This window comes from Nocardioides cavernae (assembly GCF_016907475.1).
In the GTDB taxonomy this organism is placed as follows: Bacteria; Actinomycetota; Actinomycetes; order Propionibacteriales; family Nocardioidaceae; genus Nocardioides; species Nocardioides cavernae.
Genome location: NZ_JAFBCA010000001.1, coordinates 3,831,698 through 3,849,343, shown reverse-complemented (window position 1 = coordinate 3,849,343; position 17,646 = coordinate 3,831,698). Strand labels below are relative to the sequence as shown.

Annotated in this window: 16 protein-coding genes and 1 pseudogene; 9 read left to right on the top strand and 8 right to left on the bottom strand. The window is 72.9% G+C overall.

Going from position 1 to position 17,646, the window contains the following annotated elements; all coding sequences use genetic code 11:
* The first annotated feature begins 108 nt into the window (after positions 1-108).
* The 3 genes and pseudogenes from rocD (at position 109) to JOD65_RS24225 (ending at position 2,773) form a co-directional block, all read left to right on the top strand.
* Positions 109-1,359, top strand: coding sequence for an ornithine--oxo-acid transaminase (gene rocD, locus JOD65_RS18095; RefSeq protein WP_191195196.1), 1,251 nt, complete (start codon positions 109-111; stop codon positions 1,357-1,359).
* A gap of 40 nt (positions 1,360-1,399) precedes the next feature.
* Positions 1,400-1,891: pseudogene (locus JOD65_RS24230) on the top strand (VOC family protein); the annotation flags it as partial.
* A 156-nt stretch (positions 1,892-2,047) separates the two neighbouring features.
* Complete coding sequence (locus tag JOD65_RS24225; protein ID WP_443678562.1) at positions 2,048-2,773, top strand: DUF6226 family protein; 726 nt, start codon at positions 2,048-2,050, stop codon at positions 2,771-2,773.
* On the opposite strand, the gene JOD65_RS18085 is transcribed toward JOD65_RS24225, so the two are convergent.
* Genes JOD65_RS18085 through JOD65_RS18070 form a run of 4 tightly spaced genes read right to left on the bottom strand, consistent with a single transcriptional unit; the run spans position 2,766 to position 5,648 of the window.
* A complete protein-coding gene (locus JOD65_RS18085) occupies positions 2,766-3,047 on the bottom strand; it encodes an ankyrin repeat domain-containing protein (RefSeq protein ID WP_191195198.1) in 282 nt (93 codons plus the stop codon). The genes JOD65_RS24225 and JOD65_RS18085 overlap by 8 nt on opposite strands.
* Positions 3,047-3,808, bottom strand: coding sequence for an SDR family NAD(P)-dependent oxidoreductase (locus JOD65_RS18080; protein ID WP_191195199.1), 762 nt, complete (start codon positions 3,806-3,808; stop codon positions 3,047-3,049). Before JOD65_RS18080 ends, JOD65_RS18085 begins: the two co-directional genes overlap by 1 nt.
* A gap of 11 nt (positions 3,809-3,819) precedes the next feature.
* Complete coding sequence (locus JOD65_RS18075; protein WP_191195200.1) at positions 3,820-5,070, bottom strand: MFS transporter; 1,251 nt, start codon at positions 5,068-5,070, stop codon at positions 3,820-3,822.
* Positions 5,067-5,648, bottom strand: a complete 582-nt coding sequence (locus JOD65_RS18070; RefSeq protein WP_191195201.1) for an ArsR/SmtB family transcription factor — start codon at positions 5,646-5,648, stop codon at positions 5,067-5,069. The genes JOD65_RS18075 and JOD65_RS18070 overlap by 4 nt, the downstream gene beginning before the upstream one ends.
* Before the next feature lie 220 nt (positions 5,649-5,868).
* Between JOD65_RS18070 and JOD65_RS18065 the strand changes: the two genes are divergently transcribed.
* Positions 5,869-6,354: a DUF4870 domain-containing protein gene (locus JOD65_RS18065; protein WP_191195202.1), complete on the top strand. Its 486-nt coding sequence runs from the start codon at positions 5,869-5,871 to the stop codon at positions 6,352-6,354.
* 3 nt (positions 6,355-6,357) lie between these two features.
* On the opposite strand, the gene JOD65_RS18060 is transcribed toward JOD65_RS18065, so the two are convergent.
* The gene (locus JOD65_RS18060; RefSeq protein WP_191195203.1) at positions 6,358-7,122 is read right to left on the bottom strand and encodes a hypothetical protein; all 765 of its coding nucleotides are present in this window, start codon (positions 7,120-7,122) and stop codon (positions 6,358-6,360) included.
* A gap of 159 nt (positions 7,123-7,281) precedes the next feature.
* Here JOD65_RS18060 and leuS point away from each other — a divergent pair, with 159 nt between their 5' ends.
* From leuS to holA, 5 genes are all read left to right on the top strand, one after another.
* A complete protein-coding gene (gene leuS / locus JOD65_RS18055) occupies positions 7,282-9,801 on the top strand; it encodes a leucine--tRNA ligase (RefSeq protein WP_191195204.1) in 2,520 nt (839 codons plus the stop codon).
* Between the two features lie 38 nt (positions 9,802-9,839).
* Positions 9,840-10,697 (top strand): DegV family protein, encoded by an 858-nt coding sequence (locus tag JOD65_RS18050; protein ID WP_191195205.1) that lies wholly within the window; start codon positions 9,840-9,842, stop codon positions 10,695-10,697.
* 134 nt (positions 10,698-10,831) lie between these two features.
* Complete coding sequence (locus JOD65_RS18045) at positions 10,832-11,692, top strand: ComEA family DNA-binding protein (protein ID WP_204811261.1); 861 nt, start codon at positions 10,832-10,834, stop codon at positions 11,690-11,692.
* Between the two features lie 6 nt (positions 11,693-11,698).
* Positions 11,699-13,966, top strand: a complete 2,268-nt coding sequence (locus JOD65_RS18040) for a ComEC/Rec2 family competence protein (RefSeq protein WP_191195206.1) — start codon at positions 11,699-11,701, stop codon at positions 13,964-13,966.
* Between the two features lie 12 nt (positions 13,967-13,978).
* Positions 13,979-14,965, top strand: coding sequence for a DNA polymerase III subunit delta (gene holA, locus JOD65_RS18035; RefSeq protein WP_191195207.1), 987 nt, complete (start codon positions 13,979-13,981; stop codon positions 14,963-14,965).
* Positions 14,966-15,148: 183 nt separating this feature from the next.
* Here the strand turns inward: holA and rpsT are convergent, their stop codons facing one another.
* From rpsT to JOD65_RS18020, 3 genes are all read right to left on the bottom strand, one after another.
* Entirely contained in the window at positions 15,149-15,409 is a 261-nt protein-coding gene (gene rpsT / locus JOD65_RS18030; protein WP_191195208.1) for a 30S ribosomal protein S20, read from the bottom strand.
* Between the two features lie 196 nt (positions 15,410-15,605).
* The gene (locus JOD65_RS18025) at positions 15,606-16,550 is read right to left on the bottom strand and encodes an aminoglycoside phosphotransferase family protein (protein WP_191195209.1); all 945 of its coding nucleotides are present in this window, start codon (positions 16,548-16,550) and stop codon (positions 15,606-15,608) included.
* Positions 16,547-17,509 (bottom strand): phosphotransferase family protein, encoded by a 963-nt coding sequence (locus JOD65_RS18020; RefSeq protein ID WP_191195210.1) that lies wholly within the window; start codon positions 17,507-17,509, stop codon positions 16,547-16,549. Before JOD65_RS18020 ends, JOD65_RS18025 begins: the two co-directional genes overlap by 4 nt.
* Positions 17,510-17,646: the final 137 nt, after the last annotated feature.

Sequence of the window (17,646 nt, the reverse complement as noted above, 5' to 3'; positions counted from 1 at the left end):
TCCGGGGGATCGGGGAGCCGTGGCCTGCCCTGGGCGAGCCGAACGTCCCCGATCGGTGGCCGAGTCGCGAAGTCGGCGTTCGGATCGGCTCGATGGCACCATGTGCTCATGACCGCGACCGACGTCTCCACGGGCACCACCCCCGCCCAGATCTCCGAGCGCACCGCAGCCCACATCGAGGCCACCGAGCGCTACGCCGCACACAACTACCACCCGCTGCCCGTGGTGCTCGCCGAGGGCGACGGCGCCTGGGTCATCGACGTCGACGGCAAGCGCTACCTCGACTGCCTCGCGGGCTACTCCGCGCTCAACTTCGGCCACTCCAACGAGCGTCTCGTCGCGGTCGCGCGCGAGCAGCTCGGCAAGCTGACGCTGACCAGCCGGGCGTTCTTCAACGACAAGCTCAGCGGCTTCGCCGAGGCCCTGTGCCGCCTGACCGGCAAGGACATGATCCTGCCGATGAACTCCGGCGCCGAGGCCGTCGAGACCGCCATCAAGGTCAGCCGCAAGTGGGGCTACGAGGTCAAGGGCGTCCCGGCCGGCCAGGCCACCATCATCACGATGGAGGGCAACTTCCACGGTCGCACCACGACCATCGTGAGCTTCTCCGACGACGAGGTCGCGACCTCGGGCTACGCCCCGTTCACCACCGGGTTCCGTGGCGTGAAGTACGGCGACATCGAGGCCATCGCCTCCGCCATCGACGAGACCACCGTGGCCGTCCTGTTCGAGCCGATCCAGGGCGAGGGCGGCGTCGTCATGCCGCCCGAGGGCTTCCTGCGCGACCTCCGCGCGCTCTGCACCGAGCGCAACGTGCTGATGGTGGCCGACGAGATCCAGTCGGGGCTCGCGCGCTCCGGCAGGACGTTCGCCTGCGACCACGAGGACGTCGTCCCCGACATCTACATCATGGGCAAGGCGCTCGGCGGCGGCATCTACCCGGTCTCCGCGATCGCGGCCGACCACGAGGTCATGGACGTCATCACGCCCGGCTCCCACGGCTCGACCTTCGGCGGCAACCCGCTCGCCGCTGCGATCGGCACCGAGGTCATCACGATGCTCGAGGAGGGCACCTTCCAGGCCCGCTCCGCCGAGATCGGCGCGCAGCTCGAGGCCGGCTTCGGCCAGCTCATCGGCAAGGGCCTCTCCGACGTCCGCGTCCGCGGCGCATGGGCCGGCATCGACATCGACCCGACGCTCATGTCGGGCCGTCAGATGTCGGAGGCGCTGATGGCGCGCGGCATCCTCGCCAAGGACACCCACGGCTCCACCGTCCGCTTCGCCCCGCCGCTGGTCGCCAGCGACGAGGACATCGCCGGCCTGGTCGCCGCGGTCACGGAGATCCTCACCGGCGTCTGAGCCGCCATACCGGCTGGACGGGCCTTCTAGCCTGTCAGACATGGGAGCACGCTTCGACCACCTCGTCGTCGCCGTCGAGGACCTCGACGAGGCGGCCGCGCGGTGGGGTGCCGCCGGCATCCCCGCCGAGCGCGGGGGAGCGCACCCCGTCGGCACCGAGAACGTGCTCGTGCGCGGCCCCGCGCCCGCCTACGTCGAGCTGATCGCGGCCGGGTCGGAGGAGTCCAACCCGTGGCTCGACCGCATCCGCTCGGCTCGCGGCCCGATCTCGTGGGCCGTCGCAGTCGACGACCTCGACGAGGCTCGTACGGCGTTGCAGGCGGCCGGGTTCGAGCCCGACCCGCCTGTTCCCGGCTCGCGCCGCACTCCCGACGGCGAGCTGCTCGAGTGGCGGGTCTGCGACGTCGGCCCGGAGCCGTACGACGGTGCCCTGCCGTTCCTGATCGAGTGGACGACGTCGATGCGGCCCGGCCCCGCTGACGGCCCGGTCCTCGAGTGGATCTCGCTCGCGCCGCCCGACCCCGACCGGGTCGCCGAGCTGCTGCTGGTGCTGGGCTTCACCGGCCACCGCCACTTCCCGCGCCGCGCCTTCTTCGAGCGGGACGGGGTCTCGATCACGCTGGTGCCGCTCGGGGAGCCGGAGCACCTCGGCGAGGCGACCTGGGTGTCCTTCGGGACCGGTGCCGACATGCAACCGGCGTCCATCGTCCTGGCGATGCCGCACGGCCTGCCGGCCACGCTCGTCCTCGACCAGGTGGAGGTCACGACCCGCCCGGACCGGCGCCGGTTCCCCGAGAGGGCGTTGCTGCCTGCCGTGGACGAGGCGTTCGCACGACTGCGCGAGGACCTCGCCGACTGGCCTGACCCGCATCCCGACGGGCGTCCGGCCGCGGAGGAGGAGTACTCCCGGGTGACCGAGCCGGAGCGCTACCGGCTGCTCGCCGCTCGCGCGGACGCCTGGGTGGAGGCGATCGTCGCGGCCGGGCTGGGCGAGGCCGAGCAGGTCGATCCACGCTCCGTGTCGTGGGTGGGCGAGCAGCACCTGGCCCCGAGCCGCACCACCGTCGTGCGCGGGCGCCCGGGGACGCAACCGGTGGTGGTGGCGCTGCTGCAGGACGAGACCTTCGTCCAGGTCGGGGTCGGCGACCCGGTCGAGGTGCTGGACCTCCAGCCCGACTGCGGCTGCGACGCCTGCGACACCGGGTCGGCCGACCTGCTCGACACCGTCGACAGCGCGTTCGTGCTCGCCCTCCGCGGCGGCGTTCTCGTCGTCCGTGATGGCGACCGCGTGGTGCGGCGGTCGCTCGACGGGTGGTCGAGCAGCGGCGGGTCCGACGCCGAGCGCTGGCTGGACGACGCTGCGGCGGGACGGCGTACGGACGGCGTCGTCGCGGGCGAGCCCTGGCTCAGCTGAGCCGGTCGACCACCCCGGACAGGCCGGCCGCCCGCGCGGCCTGCAGCGGTGTCGTGGCCTCCAGCGGTGACCGGAGGGTGGGGGAGGCCCCGCGCTCGAGGAGCAGCATCGCGACCTCCGCGCGGCCCTCCTCGATGGCGGCGACGAGCGCGGTGGACTGCAGCTCCGGGTGCACGAAGTCGACGTCGACCCCCGCGTCGAGATGGTGCCGGACCAGCTCGACGTCCCCTGCGCAGGCCGCGGCGAAGAACGCCTTGTAGTCCCCGTGGGACATCAGGCGATGGTGAGTCCGCCGTCGACCGGGATCATCTGCCCGGTCACGTAGCCGGCGGCGTCGGAGGCCAGCCACACGGCGGTCGCCGCAAGCTCGCGGGGGTCGCCCTTGCGGCCGGCCGGCACCCGCGTCATCACCTGGTCGAGGTAGCCGTCGGGGTAGGTGGCGGTCATCTCGGAGGAGAAGAAGCCGGGCGCGAGCGCGTTGACGCGGATGCCCTTGCGGCCCATCCACTGTTGGGCGAGGTCGCGGGTGAGGCCGCCGAGACCGGCCTTCGAGGCGGAGTACGCCGCCTGCGGCAGGCCGCCGGTGGTCAGGCCGAGGATCGAGGAGATGTTGATGATGCTCGAGCCGGGCTGCATCACCCGGCCGCACGCCTGGGCCATCCAGTAGCAGCCGTTGAGGTTGACGTCGATCACCGAGCGGAACTCCTCGGGCGTCTCGCGGGTGGCGGGGACGGCGGTGCCGACGCCGGCGTTGTTGACCAGCACGTCGACCCGGCCGAACTTGGCGATCGCCTCGTCCACGAGCCGCTGGCACTGCTCGGGGTCGGCCACGTCGGTCGCGACGGTGTGCACCCGGCGGCCGGTGGAGCGCACGGAGTCGGCGACCCGCTCGAGCTTCTCCACCCGACGCGCACCCAGCACCACGTCGGCGCCGGCCTCGGCGAAGCAGTGGGCGAACGCGACGCCCAGCCCGCTCGAGGCGCCGGTGACGATGACGACCTTGCCGTCGAGGCGGAAGAGATCCATGACGCTCATGCTCGCTGACCCTAGGACGTGCCGCTCGTCACCTGGGCCACGGGGGTCGCCGGTGCCCGCGGCAGGTCGCGCACGGACCGGGAACAGAGCACCAGGGCCACCACGGCGACGTACGCCACCGCCGAGACGACGAGCACCTCCTCCACGCCGAACGCCACTGCCAGCGGCCCGAAGGCCAGCTGGCCGACGGGCAGCGCCACGAACGAGCCGAGCGCGTCGTAGGAGTAGGCGCGCGACAGCATGCCGTCCTCGATGTTCTCCTGCATCGCGAGGTTCCAGCCCATGCCGAACACCTCCATGCCGACGCCGGCCAGGAAGGCCGCGACGACGAGCCCGACCACATGGGGCGAGACCCCCAGCAGCAGGATGGGCGGGGCCATCAGGGCCACGCCCAGCATCCCGAGCAGGAGCGGTCGCTCGAGCCGCACGCGCAGCAGGACGACCGTGGTCAGCAGCAGCCCCGCGGCCTCGGCGGACAGGACGAAGCCCCATCCCTGGCGGCCGATCGTGTCGTCCGCGATCGCCGGGCCGAGGGTGAACCAGGCACCCGCGTGGATGAAGTTGAGGGCGCCGAACCCCAGGACCACCTGCCACAGCCACGGGGTGGCCCAGAAGAAGGTCCAGCCCTCGCGCAGCTCGCGGACGGTGTCCGCCGACTCGGCGCCGGGCTCCTTCGGGGGGAGCGTCACGGGCAGCAGGAGGGCGGCGGAGAGCAGCCAGGTGGCGGCGTCGACGGCGAGCGCCCAACCGGAGCCGACGGTGACGACGAGCAGGGCGCCGGCGGTGGGGCCGAGCACCATCATCCCGTTGCGGGTGAGGGAGACCAGGGCGTTGGCGGGCTGCAGCTCCGACCGCGGGACGAGCTGCGGGAGCACGCTCGCCATGGCGGGGAACGCGACGCCGGAGACGGCTCCCTGCACGACGGACAGCACGACGAGCATCCAGATCTCGGCGTGGCCGGACAGCACCAGTGCGGCGATCGCGCCCTGGCTCGCGGCCGAGCCGACGTTGGACACCTGCAGCACCAGGGTGCGGGGCAGGCGGTCGGCGATCACGCCGCCGTAGAGCAGGAGCGCGACCATCGGGATGGTGCGTGCGGCGAGCACCTGGCCGAGGGCGATGGGGGAGTCGGTGATGTCGAGCACCGCGAAGGCGAGCGCGATGCTGGCCATCATGTTGCCGAGGGTGTTGACGAAGCGCGAGGCGAAGTACCAAGCGAAGTTGCGGTTGCGCAGCGGGGCGATGGCCTCGGTCCAGGTCACCGGCCCTCCTCCTGCCCCGCGTCGCGCCGCGGAACCCAGCGGGCGGCGTCGCCCTCGAGCCCACCGGTCATCGTGAAGGCGTTGGTGGTGGCGCTGACGTGCACGGTCTCCGGGGTGTCGGCCGGCCGGGCCTCGGCGTGGAGGAGGTGGGAGGCCTCGTGCATCAGGTCGAGGGCACGTCGCCACACCTCGACCGGCACCCACGCCTCGAGGTCGCTCGACGACCCCGACCCGGGCCCGGCGTCGAGCAGCCGTCGCTCGACCTCGACTGCCGTGGCCCTGGCGTAGGCGATCCGGTCGTCGACGGGGCTCGAGCGGTCGGCGACCTCGCGCGTCGCGTCGTAGCGGTAGCGCTTGGCCACGCCGCCGCGGATCTTCTCCTCGCTCTCCACCACGAGCTCGCCGGCGTCGTGCAGCTGGCGCAGGTGGTACGACGCGTTGGCGTGGGTGATCTCCAGGGTGCGGGCCACCTCGGCCGCGCTCATCGCCTCGGCGGTGAGCAGCGACAGGATGCGCAGCCGCACCGGGTGCGCCGTCGCTCGCAGCCGCGCCACCGTGTCGTGGTCGGTCTCGTCCATGCCACCCTCCAAGAGTTCTTGGGGAGTAGCGTGCCCGGCGCCTCCAGCGACTGTCAAACCGTTCTTGACGGGTGGGTGTCCCAGCGCGGTCGGAGAGCACCCGCGACCGACCCTGAGGTCACCCTGACTCGCCCCCGGGAGGGGATGAATCCGGCTGGCCGGCGTGCTTGGCTTGTCATCGACAAGGCACGGGCACCCGGCCCGCCGAGGAGTGAGTGAGATGTCCGACCAGTACCCCAGCCCGTACGACCAGTCCGGTCCGGGCGGCCAGCAGCAGGGCGGCTACGGCCAGCAGCCGGAGCCCGCCTACCGCGCGACGCCGGCGACCATGTCGGCGCAGGAGGAGCGCACCTGGGGCGCGATCAGCCACGCCGGCGCCGTGGTGGCGATGGTCTGCTCGGCCGGCTTCCTCGGGTTCCTGGCCTCCATCGCGGTCTACGTCGTCTACAAGGACCGTGGTCCCTTCGTCCGCGCGCACTCCGCGAACTCGATCAACGTGCAGATCTCGATGTTCATCTGGCTCATCGTCGCCACGGTCCTCTACGTGATCCTGGGCATCATCACGCTGGGCATCGGCTTCGTCGTCTTCCTGCCGGTCTTCCTCGTGCCGCCGGTCGTGGCCGGCATCCTGCACGTCATCGGTGCGGTGAAGGCCTACAACGGCGAGTGGTGGAACCCCCCGATGACGCCGCAGTTCGTCAAGTGACGCTCACCTGAGCTCGCGCAGGACCTCGTCCTGCCACGCGAACGCTGCCCGGGTCCGGACCGCCAGGTCCGGCCCGGGCAGCACTGCTTCCACCTGCTCGGCCATCCCCGCGGGCAGGTCGGTGCGCAGGTAGCGCAGCCCGAAGTCGTGGCGCGCCGGGCAGTGCTGGATGCGCAGCAGCCGCACCAGCGGCTCGACCGCGAAGCGCAGGTGCAGGGCCGTCGCCTCGGCCAGGTCGCCGCGCACGATCGCCCGCTCGACCAGCCACGCCGCGGTCTGGCGCCGCGCGGAGGTCTGCGCCACCGCCTGCCGGCGCTGCGCCTCCATCTCGGCCTCGTCGTCGTCCTCGAGCACGAGCAGGCGGTCCGGGTCGTGCAGCACCAGCGGTACGCCGTGCCGGCGGGTGTCCATCGTGAGGCGGTCGGGCGTGGTCTGCACGACCACGTCGAGCAGCCGCGTCGGGCGGCCGAGGTCCGCGGCGTCGGGCTGCAGGTGGACGAAGCACTGCCGTCCCGTGGGCCACGTCGTCTCGGGCAGCTCCCACACGTGGTCGACCGGGAGCTCCTGCCGGAACAGCGCCAGCACGGCGTCGTACGTCGTCGCGGCATCGCCGCTGCACCAGGCCTCGACGTCGAGGTCGGAGTGCTCGTCCCAGCCGCCGGTCACTGCCGAGCCGTTGACCACGACCACCTGCAGCGTCGGCACACGGTCGGGGAGCGCGGTGAGGAGGCGGAGGCAGTCGTCGTACCTGCTCAGGTCAGCGGCCATGGGAGCGAGTATGATGTCTCCATGCAGAAGCAGCTCCTCCTTCGACAGCCGCGCTGATCGCGTCCCACACCCAGCGGACCGACCACGCGGCCACCCCTCCATGTGAGGGGTTTTTTCATGCCCGACCCCAGCACCACCCGCACCTGCAGAGGACATGCCATGAGCAGCCCAGACACGTCAGACACCGCAGCCCACGACGCTGAGCGCGCGACGTACGACATCGCCGCCACGGAGACGAAGTGGCAGCGTGTATGGGGGGAGCTCGACCCGTTCCGCGCCGACGACGACAGTCCGCGGGAGAAGCGCTACGCGCTGACGATGTTCCCCTACCCGAGCGGCGACCTGCACATGGGCCACGCCGAGGTGTTCGCGCTGCACGACGTGGTGGCGCGCTACTGGTGGCAGCGCGGCTACGAGGTGCTGAACCCGATGGGGTTCGACTCCTTCGGCCTGCCCGCCGAGAACGCGGCCATCCGCAACGACGAGCACCCCGACACCTACACCCGCGCCAACATCGCCAAGTCGATCGAGTCGTGCAAGAAGTACGCCGCGTCGTTCGACTGGTCACGCACCTTCAACACCTCCGACCCGGAGTACTACCGCTGGACGCAGTGGCTGTTCCTGGAGTTCTTCAAGCGCGGCCTGGCCTACCGCAAGAACAGCCCGGTCAACTGGTGCCCCAACGACCAGACCGTGCTGGCCAACGAGCAGGTCGTCAACGGCGCCTGCGAGCGCTGCGGGGCGGTGGTGACCAAGAAGGAGCTGACCCAGTGGTACTTCAAGATCACCGACTACGCCCAGGAGCTGCTGGACGGCCTGGACGACCTGCAAGACACCTGGCCGGACCGCGTCGTCACCGCGCAGCGGAACTGGATCGGGCGCTCCGAGGGGGCGCACGTCGACTTCGTCGTCCCGGGTCGCGAGGAGCCGATCACCGTCTACACGACGCGTCCGGACACGATCTTCGGGACGACCTTCATGGTCGTCGCCGTCGACTCGCCGCTGGCCGCTGACCTGGTCACCGACGGCCAGCGCGCGGCCTTCGAGGCCTACCGCGAGGAGGTGCGCCGCGAGACCGAGATCGAGCGGCTGTCGACCGACCGGCCCAAGACCGGAGTCGACCTGGGCGTCACCGCCACCAACCCGGTGACCGGGACGCAGATCCCGGTGTGGGCCACCGACTACGTGCTGGCCGACTACGGCACCGGCGCCGTGATGGGCGTGCCCGGCGGCGACCAGCGCGACTGGGAGTTCGCCACCGAGATGGGGCTGCCGATCGTCCGCACGACCGAGCCGCCGGCCGACTTCGACGGCGAGGCCTTCCACGGCGAGGGTGCCACCATCAACTCGCCCGCGCCGGGCGTGGACGCGCCGCTGGACATCAACGGGCTGCCGGTCGCCGAGGCCAAGAGCACGACGATCGCGTTCCTGGAGGACCGGAAGACCGGTCAGGGGACGGTCAACTTTCGCCTGCGCGACTGGCTGATCAGCCGTCAGCGCTACTGGGGCCCGCCCATCCCGATCATCCACTGCCCGGTGGACGGGGAGGTCCCGGTGCCGGAGGACCAACTGCCGGTGACCCTGCCGATGCTGAAGGGCTCGGACCTGAAGCCGAAGGGCACGTCGCCGCTGGGCGGCGCCACCGAGTGGGTGAACGTGGCCTGCCCGACCTGCGGCGGCCCGGCGACCCGCGACAGCGACACCATGGACACCTTCGTGGACTCGTCCTGGTACATGTTCCGCTACTGCTCGCCCCACGAGGCCGACCGCGCGTTCGACAGCGCCAAGGTCAACGCGTGGATGCCGTCCAACCTGTACGTCGGTGGCGTCGAGCACGCGGTGCTGCACCTGCTGTACGGCCGCTTCTTCACCAAGGTCCTGAACGACATGGGCCTGGTCGACTTCCGCGAGCCGTGGTCGGCGCAGCTGAACCAGGGCTTCGTGATCAACCAGGGCAAGAAGATGAGCAAGTCCCTGGGCAACGGCGTCGACCTGGGGAACCAGCTGGGCGCCTTCGGCGTGGACGCCGTGCGCCTGACGCTGGTCTTCGCGGGTCCGCCCGAGGACGACATCGACTGGGCCAACATGTCGCCGGACGGGTCGCTGCGGTTCCTGCAGCGGGCCTGGCGGCTGTCGGGCGACGTCACCTCGGAGCCCGGCGCGGACGTGTCGAACGGCGACGTGGCGCTGCGGCGTACGACCGCGCGGACGGTGCACGACGCCGCCGAGCTGGTCGAGGGCTTTCGCTTCAACGTGATGGTCGCCCGGGTGATGGAGCTGGTCAACGCGACCCGCAAGGCCATCGACTCCGGCTGCGGCCCGGCCGACCCCGCGGTGCGAGAGGCGACCGAGGCGGTGGCGATCCTGCTGTCCCTGGTCGCGCCCTACACCGCCGAGGAGATGTGGGAGCGGCTGGGCAACAACCCGGACCACGCGGTCACGGTCGTCCACGCCGGATGGCCGGCCGTCGACGAGGCGCTGCTGGTCGACGAGACGGTCACCGCGGTCGTGCAGGTCAAGGGCAAGGTGAAGGCGCGCCTGGAGGTGGCCCCGGACATCTCCGAGGCCGACCTGGAGGCGGCCGCCCTGGCCGACGCCGGCGTGCAGCGGGCGATCGACGGCGCGACCGTGCGCAAGGTGATCGTGCGCGCTCCCAAGCTGGTCAACATCGTCGTCTGACGTCCTGCCCCGACGAGTCCGACAAGTAGGGTCGCGCTATGCCTCGCGTGGTGGTGGTGACCGACTCGACCGCGAGCCTGCCCGCCGAGCTGGCGCAGGCGCGTGACATCCGGGTCGTGCCGCTCCAGGTGGTGATCGGCGCCCGGGTGCTCGACGAGGGACCCGACGGCGCCACGCCCGACGTGGTCGCCGAGGCGCTGCGTGACTTCGTGCCGGTCAGCACCTCGCGTCCGGCGCCGGCCCTGTTCACCGACCTCTACCGCTCGCTCGAGGCCGACGGGGTCGAGGAGATCGTCTCGGTACACCTCTCGGGCGAGATGAGCGGGACCTTCGAGTCCGCCCAGCTGGCGGCGCTCGAGGTCGAGCTGCCGGTGCACGTCGTGGACTCGGGGCAGGTCGGCATCGCGACCGGCTACGCCGCCCTCACCGCGGCCGACGTGCTGGACGCCGGCGGGACGGGGGAGGAGGCGGCGCTGGCGGCGCTCGCCCGGGGTCAGGCGGCCACCTCGCTGTTCTACGTCGACACGTTGGAGTACCTCCGCCGCGGCGGGCGCATCGGCGCCGCCGCCGCGATCCTCGGCAGTGCGCTGTCGGTGAAGCCCCTCCTCGAGATCGCCGAGGGTCGCGTGGCACCGCGCGAGCGCGTGCGTACGGCCTCACGCGCGCTGGCCCGGCTCGCCGAGCTCGCGGTCGAGGCGGCCGGCGACCAGCCGGTCGACGTCTGCGTGTCCCACCTGGCCAACGCCGGTCGCGCCGAGGAGCTCGCCGCCGCGCTGGCCGAGCGGCTCGCCGACGGGCTGGACGGGCGCGAGGTGATGTGTGGCGAGCTCGGGGCCGTGCTCGGTGCCCACGTCGGGCCCGGCATGGTCGCGGTCTGCGTCTCCCCGCGTCCCTGACCTCGATGTCTGAGGACGCCGTGAACGGATTCGGGTCGTGACCACGTTCACCACGTCCCCAGACGTCTGACGGTTCTCCACAGATCGGTCGGCGCCCCTGTCGACGGGGCTCGCGCGTTCCTAGCGTGGACGGCATGCGCCGATCCCAGTCGTCCTCCGAGCACGCCGAGGCGGTGTCGCGGCGGCTGGCGACGCTGAGCGCGGAGCTCGCCGCCGTGCGCGGTGATCCCGACGACGCAGCCGACCCGGCCCACGGGCACACGCGGGTCCGCGAGCGTCCCGACCCGTTCCCCGCGCCTGCTCCCGCGCCCGTCGTGCCGTCGGTGCCGGGCCGCCACGCGTCGCGCCGGCTGCGGGTCGGCGGGCTGCAGCTCGGCCCGGTGCACCTCGCCGTCGTTGCGGTGGTCGCGGCGCTCGCCGTCGGGCTCGCGGCGTGGTGGGCGGTGCGCGACCAGGCCAGGGCCGTGCAGGTCGCACCGGCTGTGTCCGACGCCGGGCCGGCGACGCCGCTCGCGCCGGTCGTGCCGCCGGACGGCGCGGGCGGTGGGTCCGGGCCTGCCGACCCCAGGGAGGACCTGGTGGTCGACGTCGCCGGCAAGGTACGACGTCCCGGGATCGCGGTGCTCCCCACCGGATCGCGCGTCGTCGACGCCCTGGAGGCGGCGGGCGGCGCCCGTCGCGGCGTCGACCTCACCGCGCTCAACCTCGCCCGGCCCGTCGTCGACGGCGAGCAGATCCTCGTGGGCGTCGCCCCCGCCCCGGGTGTGGCCGGCACGATCGACTCCCCGGTCCCCGGCGGTGAGGCGCTCGTCAACCTCAACACCGCCGACCAGGCGGCCCTCGACACCCTGCCCGGCGTCGGGCCGGTGACGGCCGACGCGATCCTCGCGTGGCGCGACAGCAACGGCGGCTTCACGTCCGTCGACGAGCTGCTGGAGGTCGACGGCATCGGGGAGGCCACCCTCGCCGACCTCGCGCCGCTCGTCACCCTCTGATCGACCGTGCCCGACCTGCGCGCGGTCGCCCTCGGCGTCGGCGCCTGGGCGGGCGCGCTCCTGGTGCTCGTCGCGCCGGGGTGGCAGGCCCTCGCGGCGGTCGCGCTGGTGGTGGCCGTCGTCGGGACCGGTGTGGTGCGCCGGTGGTGGTCCCTCGGGTGGCTCGGTCCGCTCGGAGCACTGGTGGCGGTGGCAGGCGTCGCCGCCCTGCAGCACGTCCTCCTCACGACGTCACCCCTCGCCGCGCTGGCCGATGAGGGCGCTGTGGTGCAGGTCGAGCTCGAGCTGACGTCGGACGTGCGGGTGGTGGCCGGGCAGTACGGCGACCTCCAGGTCGTCCGCGCCGAGGTGACCCGTCTCGAGGGGCGAGGGAGCGCATGGACGCTCGACGCGCCCGTCGTGGTGATGGCCGGTGCCGACTGGCCGCGGCTGCCCCTGGGCACCCGACTGGAGTCGACGGCACGGCTCGTCCCCGGCGACGGTGACGTCGCCGCGCTGGTCCGCCCGACCGGTGAGCCGGAGGTGGTGGCCGAGCCCGACGTGTGGTGGGACGCCGCCGCGGGCGTGCGACGGTCGGTGCGCGCCGCCGTCGCCGGGCGGGACGCCGACGCCCGAGAGCTGGTCCCGGCGCTCGTGGTCGGGGATGACGGCGGGCTCGACCCCGACCTCGCGGACGACTTCCGGACCACCGGGCTGACCCACCTGCTGGCGGTGAGCGGGACCAACCTGACCTTGGTGGTGGGGTTCCTGCTCGTCCTCGGCCGGTGGGCCGGGGTGCGGGGCCCGTGGCTCTACGCGCTCGGTGTCCTCGGCATCTGCGGCTTCGTGCTGACCGCACGCGCCGAGCCGAGCGTCGTACGCGCGGCAGCGATGGGTGTCGTGGCGCTGGTCGGGATGGGCCGCAACGGACGGTCTCGCGGGGTGCGCGGCCTGGGCGTGGCGGTGCTCGGCCTGCTGCTGGTCTGGCCGCGGCTCGCCGTGACGGCGGGGTTCGCGCTGTCCGCGCTCGCGACCGCGGGGATCCTCGTGCTGGCGCCGGTGTGGCGCGACGCGCTGATGCGGTGGACGCCGCGGTGGGTCGCCGAGGCGGTGTCGGTCCCGCTGGCGGCACAGGTGGCCTGCACGCCGGTGGTGGCGGCGATCTCGGGCCAGGTCAGCCTCGTCGCGGTGGCTGCCAACCTGCTGGCCGCACCGGCCGTCGCCCCGGCGACCGTGCTCGGGCTGTCGGGCGGGCTGCTGGGCCTGCTGTGGGGCCCGCTCGGTGTCGTGGTCGCAGCCCCGGCGGCGTGGTCGGCGGGCTGGATCATCGCGGTCGCCCGCTGGGGTGCGGGCGTCCCGACGGCGGCGGTCGACTGGGGCACCGGACCGGTGCCGCTCCTGCTGCTCACGGGGCTGTGCGTGCTCGCGGTGCCTCTCGCCCCGCGGGTGCTCGGCCGTCCGGTCACGACGCTTGCCTGCACCGGCCTCCTCGTCGTGGTGATGCTGGTCCGGCCTCCGACCCCGGGCTGGCCGCCGCGCGGCTGGGTGCTGGCGATGTGCGACGTCGGCCAGGGTGACGCGCTCGTCCTGCGCGCCGGTCCGGGGTCGGCGGTGGTCGTCGACGCCGGCCCCGAGCCCGCACCGACCGACGCCTGCCTCGACCGCCTCGAGGTCACCGCCGTGCCGCTCCTCATGCTCACGCACTTCCACGCCGACCACGTCGGCGGGGTGGCGGGTGTGCTGGACGGTCGCGAGGTGGGGGAGGTCGAGGGCACGGCGCTGGTCGACCCGCCCGAGGGGGCCAGCGCGGCAGCGCGCGCGGTCGGCCGCGACCCGGCCCCGGCGGCGTACGGCGTCACGCGGCGGTTCGGCGAGGTGACCCTGCAGACCGTGTGGCCTCGTCCCGGTGCCCGCCCGGTCGACCCCGCGGAGAGCGCGCCCAACAACGCCAGCGTCGTCCTCGTCGCCGAGGTGGGCGGGGTGCGGGTCCTGCTGACCGGGGACGTCGAGCCGTCGGCGCAGGCCGCACTGGCCCGCGACCTGCAGGGGTTGCGCGTCGACGTGCTGAAGGTGCCGCACCACGGCAGCCGTCACCAGGACCTCGACTGGCTCGCCTCGCTCGACGCGCGGCTCGCACTGGTGTCGGTGGGGGAGGAGAACGACTACGGGCACCCCGCCCCCGACCTCGTGGCCGCCCTCTCGGCTGCCGGCGCGAGCGTGTGGCGCACCGACGTCTCCGGCGACGTGGTCGTGGTGGTCCGGGACGGCGAGCTCGGTGTCGTCGCCCGCGGATAGGGTGGTCGCACCATGGCTCGCACCCCCTCCGCCGCGCAGGTCCTCGGCCACGTCGTCCTCGTGACGGGCAAGGAGGAATACCTCTCCGCCCGCACCGTCGCGTCGGTGCGTGACGCCGTCCGGGCCCACGACGCGGAGGCCGAGATGGCCGAGTCGACAGCCTCCGACCTGACCCTGGCCTCGCTCGGCGAGATGTCGGCGCCGTCGCTCTTCTCCTCGATCCGGTGCGTCGTCGTGCGCGGGCTGGAGGACCTCCCCGACGAGTCCGTCGACGGGCTGCTCGACTACTGCGGGGCCCCGGCCGACGACGTCGCGCTCGTGCTGGTGCACTCCGGAGGGCAGAAGGGGAGCGGTGTGCTCACCAAGCTGCGCAAGCTCTCGCCGGTGACCGAGGTGAAGTCGGAGGAGGTCAAGCCGAGCGAGATGACCGGCTTCGTGACCGCCGAGGTCTCCTCGCACGGCGCGCGGATCGACTCCGACGCAGCAGCCTTCCTCGTGCAGGCCGTCGGCACCGACCTGCGGTCGCTGGCCGCCGCCGCCGACCAGCTCACCAACGACTTCCACGGCGAGCAGCTCACGATCGACAAGGTCCAGCGCTACTTCGGCGGCCGCGCCGAGGCGAAGTCGTTCACCGTCGCCGACGCCGCGTTCGCCGGTCGTCGTGCCGCGGCCCTCGAGGAGCTGCGCTGGGCGCTCGACTCCGGGACCTCGCCCGTGCTGGTCACCTCGGCGATGGCCGCCTCCGCGCGCAGTCTCGCCCGCTACCTCGGGTCCCCTCGGGGCGCCCGCGACGCCGACCTCGCCCGCGACCTCGGCGTACCTCCGTGGAAGGTGCGCACCGTGCGCGACCAGTCCCGCTCGTGGACCGCCGAGGGCATCGCCGCCGCGGTCCGCGCGGTGGCACACGCGGACGCCGACATCAAGGGCCAGGCGCACGACGCGTCCTACACCCTCGAGCGGCTCGTGCTCACTGTCGCCGGTCTGCGCGACGGGCGCTGAGCCGACGCCTGCCCAGGGTCCGGGGGCAGCTTCTCGGACACGTGTGGCGGTGGCGGCCCTTGGCCGGGGACGTCATGGGCGGTGGTCGTCGGGGCAGCCCACCGCCATGACGTCCTGCTGACGAGGTCGTCCGAAATGCAGAACACCCGCCACGAGGGCGGGTGTCGCAGGTGAAGGTCCGCGTCAGAGCGAGGCGGCCTTCTTGGCGATCGAGGACTTGCGGTTCGCAGCCTGGTTGCCGTGGATGACGCCCTTCGAGGCGGCCTTGTCGAGGGCCCTCATCGCGTCGCGGCTGGCGGTGACGGCGGCGTCCTTGTCGCCCGCCTCGGACAGCTCGCGGAAGCGGCGCACAGCGGTCTTCAGGCGCGACTTCACGGCTTGGTTGCGCTGGCGCGCCTTCTCGTTCTGCTTGTTGCGCTTGATCTGGGACTTGATGTTCGCCACGTGTGAAATCCTCGGAGCTAGAACTGGTCTGGAATGGAAGTCTGGTGCTTGTCGGCTGCCTGGCAACCCCTCCCAAGATCAGCACGGGGAGGGTCGGGTGCCGGACATGCAGTGAGAAAGACTACCGCCACGCCTCGTGGGCGCCCAAATCGCCTGCACCGGTGCCGGAGCGCGTCCGACGTACGTCGAGGTGTGATCAGCGCCCGGTGCGTCGGGCCACGGCCTGAAGCATCCTCCTCGACTCCCGGACGCGGAAATCGTTGAGCGTGGGCAGGTTGACGTCGACCGCGACCACCGAGCGCACCGCGAGGTGGGCGCCGAAGCCGGCGAGGAAAGCCGTGATCGCCTCGTCGCCCACCTCCACGAGCGCTGGAGACGACGCCGCAGAGGTGTCGAACCACGGGTCCTCGACGCGCTCCAGCCGGGCGAGCAGCGGGTCGACCCAGGCGGGTCCGCGGGCGGCCACACCCCAGTCGACGAACACCACCTCACCTCCCGGGCGACGCAGCAGGTTGTCGACGCGGATGTCCCAGTGCACGACCTGCGACATGGGTCGGGCGCCGTGGTCGCGCAGGACCGCCGCCCAGTCGTGGGGGTCGTCGCGCAGCCACTCCGGCACCGGTGTCGCGGCAGGGGCGTCGGCGAGGGTGGCCAGGCTGTCGGCCCACTTCCCGAAGACGTGGGCGACGTCGACGAGGTCCACCGCCGGCGGCACGTCGCGCTCCTGCAGCACGACGGCCAGGCGGTCGACCGAACGGAGGACCGCGTCGACCTCCGCGGCATCGCCGAAGTCGGGATGGCGCCCGTCGACGTCCTCGATGAGCAGCGCGACCCACGCCCCGTCGTCGTACGACGCCAGCAGCGGAGCCCAGAGCTCGTGCTCGCCGAGGTGGTCGAGCACCGCGATCTCGCGGCGGAACAGTCCGGGGGTGTCGGGGTTGAGCTCGGCCCCCACCGCCTTGACGAAGGCGCGGGTGCCGTCGGCGCAGGTCAGGCGGGTGGCGCATCCCGGCGACATGCCGCCGACCTGCTCGCCCGTCCGGACGACGGGGGAGCCGAGCTGGTCCTCGACCCAGGAGTGGATCGCGGCGGGAACGGCGTCGTAGGTGAGGCGTACGCCGACCGCGCGCGGGGCGGTCACGCCCAGCCTCGCCGCTCCGCCAGCCAGTCCCAGCACACCTCGCCCTGCCAGCGCTGGTGGTCGCGGATGTGCGGCGACGTCGGCGGCACGGGCAGCTCGCACTGGGTGAAGAAGTAGCCGACGTAGAGGGCGAGGTTGATGTCGAACGCCTCCGGGTCGACGTCGCGCAGCAGCCGGCGCTCGGCGATGACGGCGTCGACGTCGATGCCCTCGCCGCGCGGCCCGATGAGGGCGGCGAAGGAGTCGAACCACGCGGCGCCGCGCACCGGCCAGTTCCAGTCGCAGATGAGCGCGCGACCGTCCGGGTCGATGATCGCGTTGTCGGAGCGGATGTCGGTGTGGACCAGGGTGTCGCCTCCGACGACCTCGGCGTAGCGCCGTGCCAGCGCCTCGGCCTCGGCCAGCCGGCCGGCGTCGAGGTCCGTACGCCGCTCGCGGAGCGCCGGCCAGCCCTCGAGGAGCGGGGCGAAGTCGTCGGCCGCCGTGTCGAGGTCCAGCCCCGGCGGGGGCGGGGTCAGCACGTCGGCGACGACCTCGAGGGAGTCGAGGAGCGCGTCGAGGTCCTCGGCCTGCCACGGCCGGTGCGGCGGGCGGGCGGCGACGTACTCGATGCCGAGGACCACCCAGTCGTCGTCGAGGTGCCACAGCAGCCTCGGGGCCGGCACCCCCTCCGGCAGGGCGGCGAGCTTGCGCGCCTCCTCGCGGTAGGAGTCGGCGAACATCCGCTGGGCCTTCGTCGAGGCCGCTTTCACGAAGTGGCGTGACCCGTCCTCGCAGACCAGCACGGAGGCGAAGCCGGGCGTGAACCCGCTCGTCTGGGAGATCGCCGAGACGACAGGGGAGCCGCACCGGCGCTCGATCCACGCCCGCAGGTGCGGCGGGAGGAAGGCCCACTCGAGCCGGCGCGCGGTCCGGCCGTGCGGAGCGGGGTAGGGGGCGATCGACGTGGAACGGGCCATGGGCGCATCCTCCACCACGCCGTCGGCGGTCACGACCGGATATCTGAGGACGTGACGAACGGGCCGGAGGGTCGTCCACGTCCACCGCGTCCTCAGATATCGGGTGGAGGCGGGAGCTGCCGACCCGGGAGACTTGC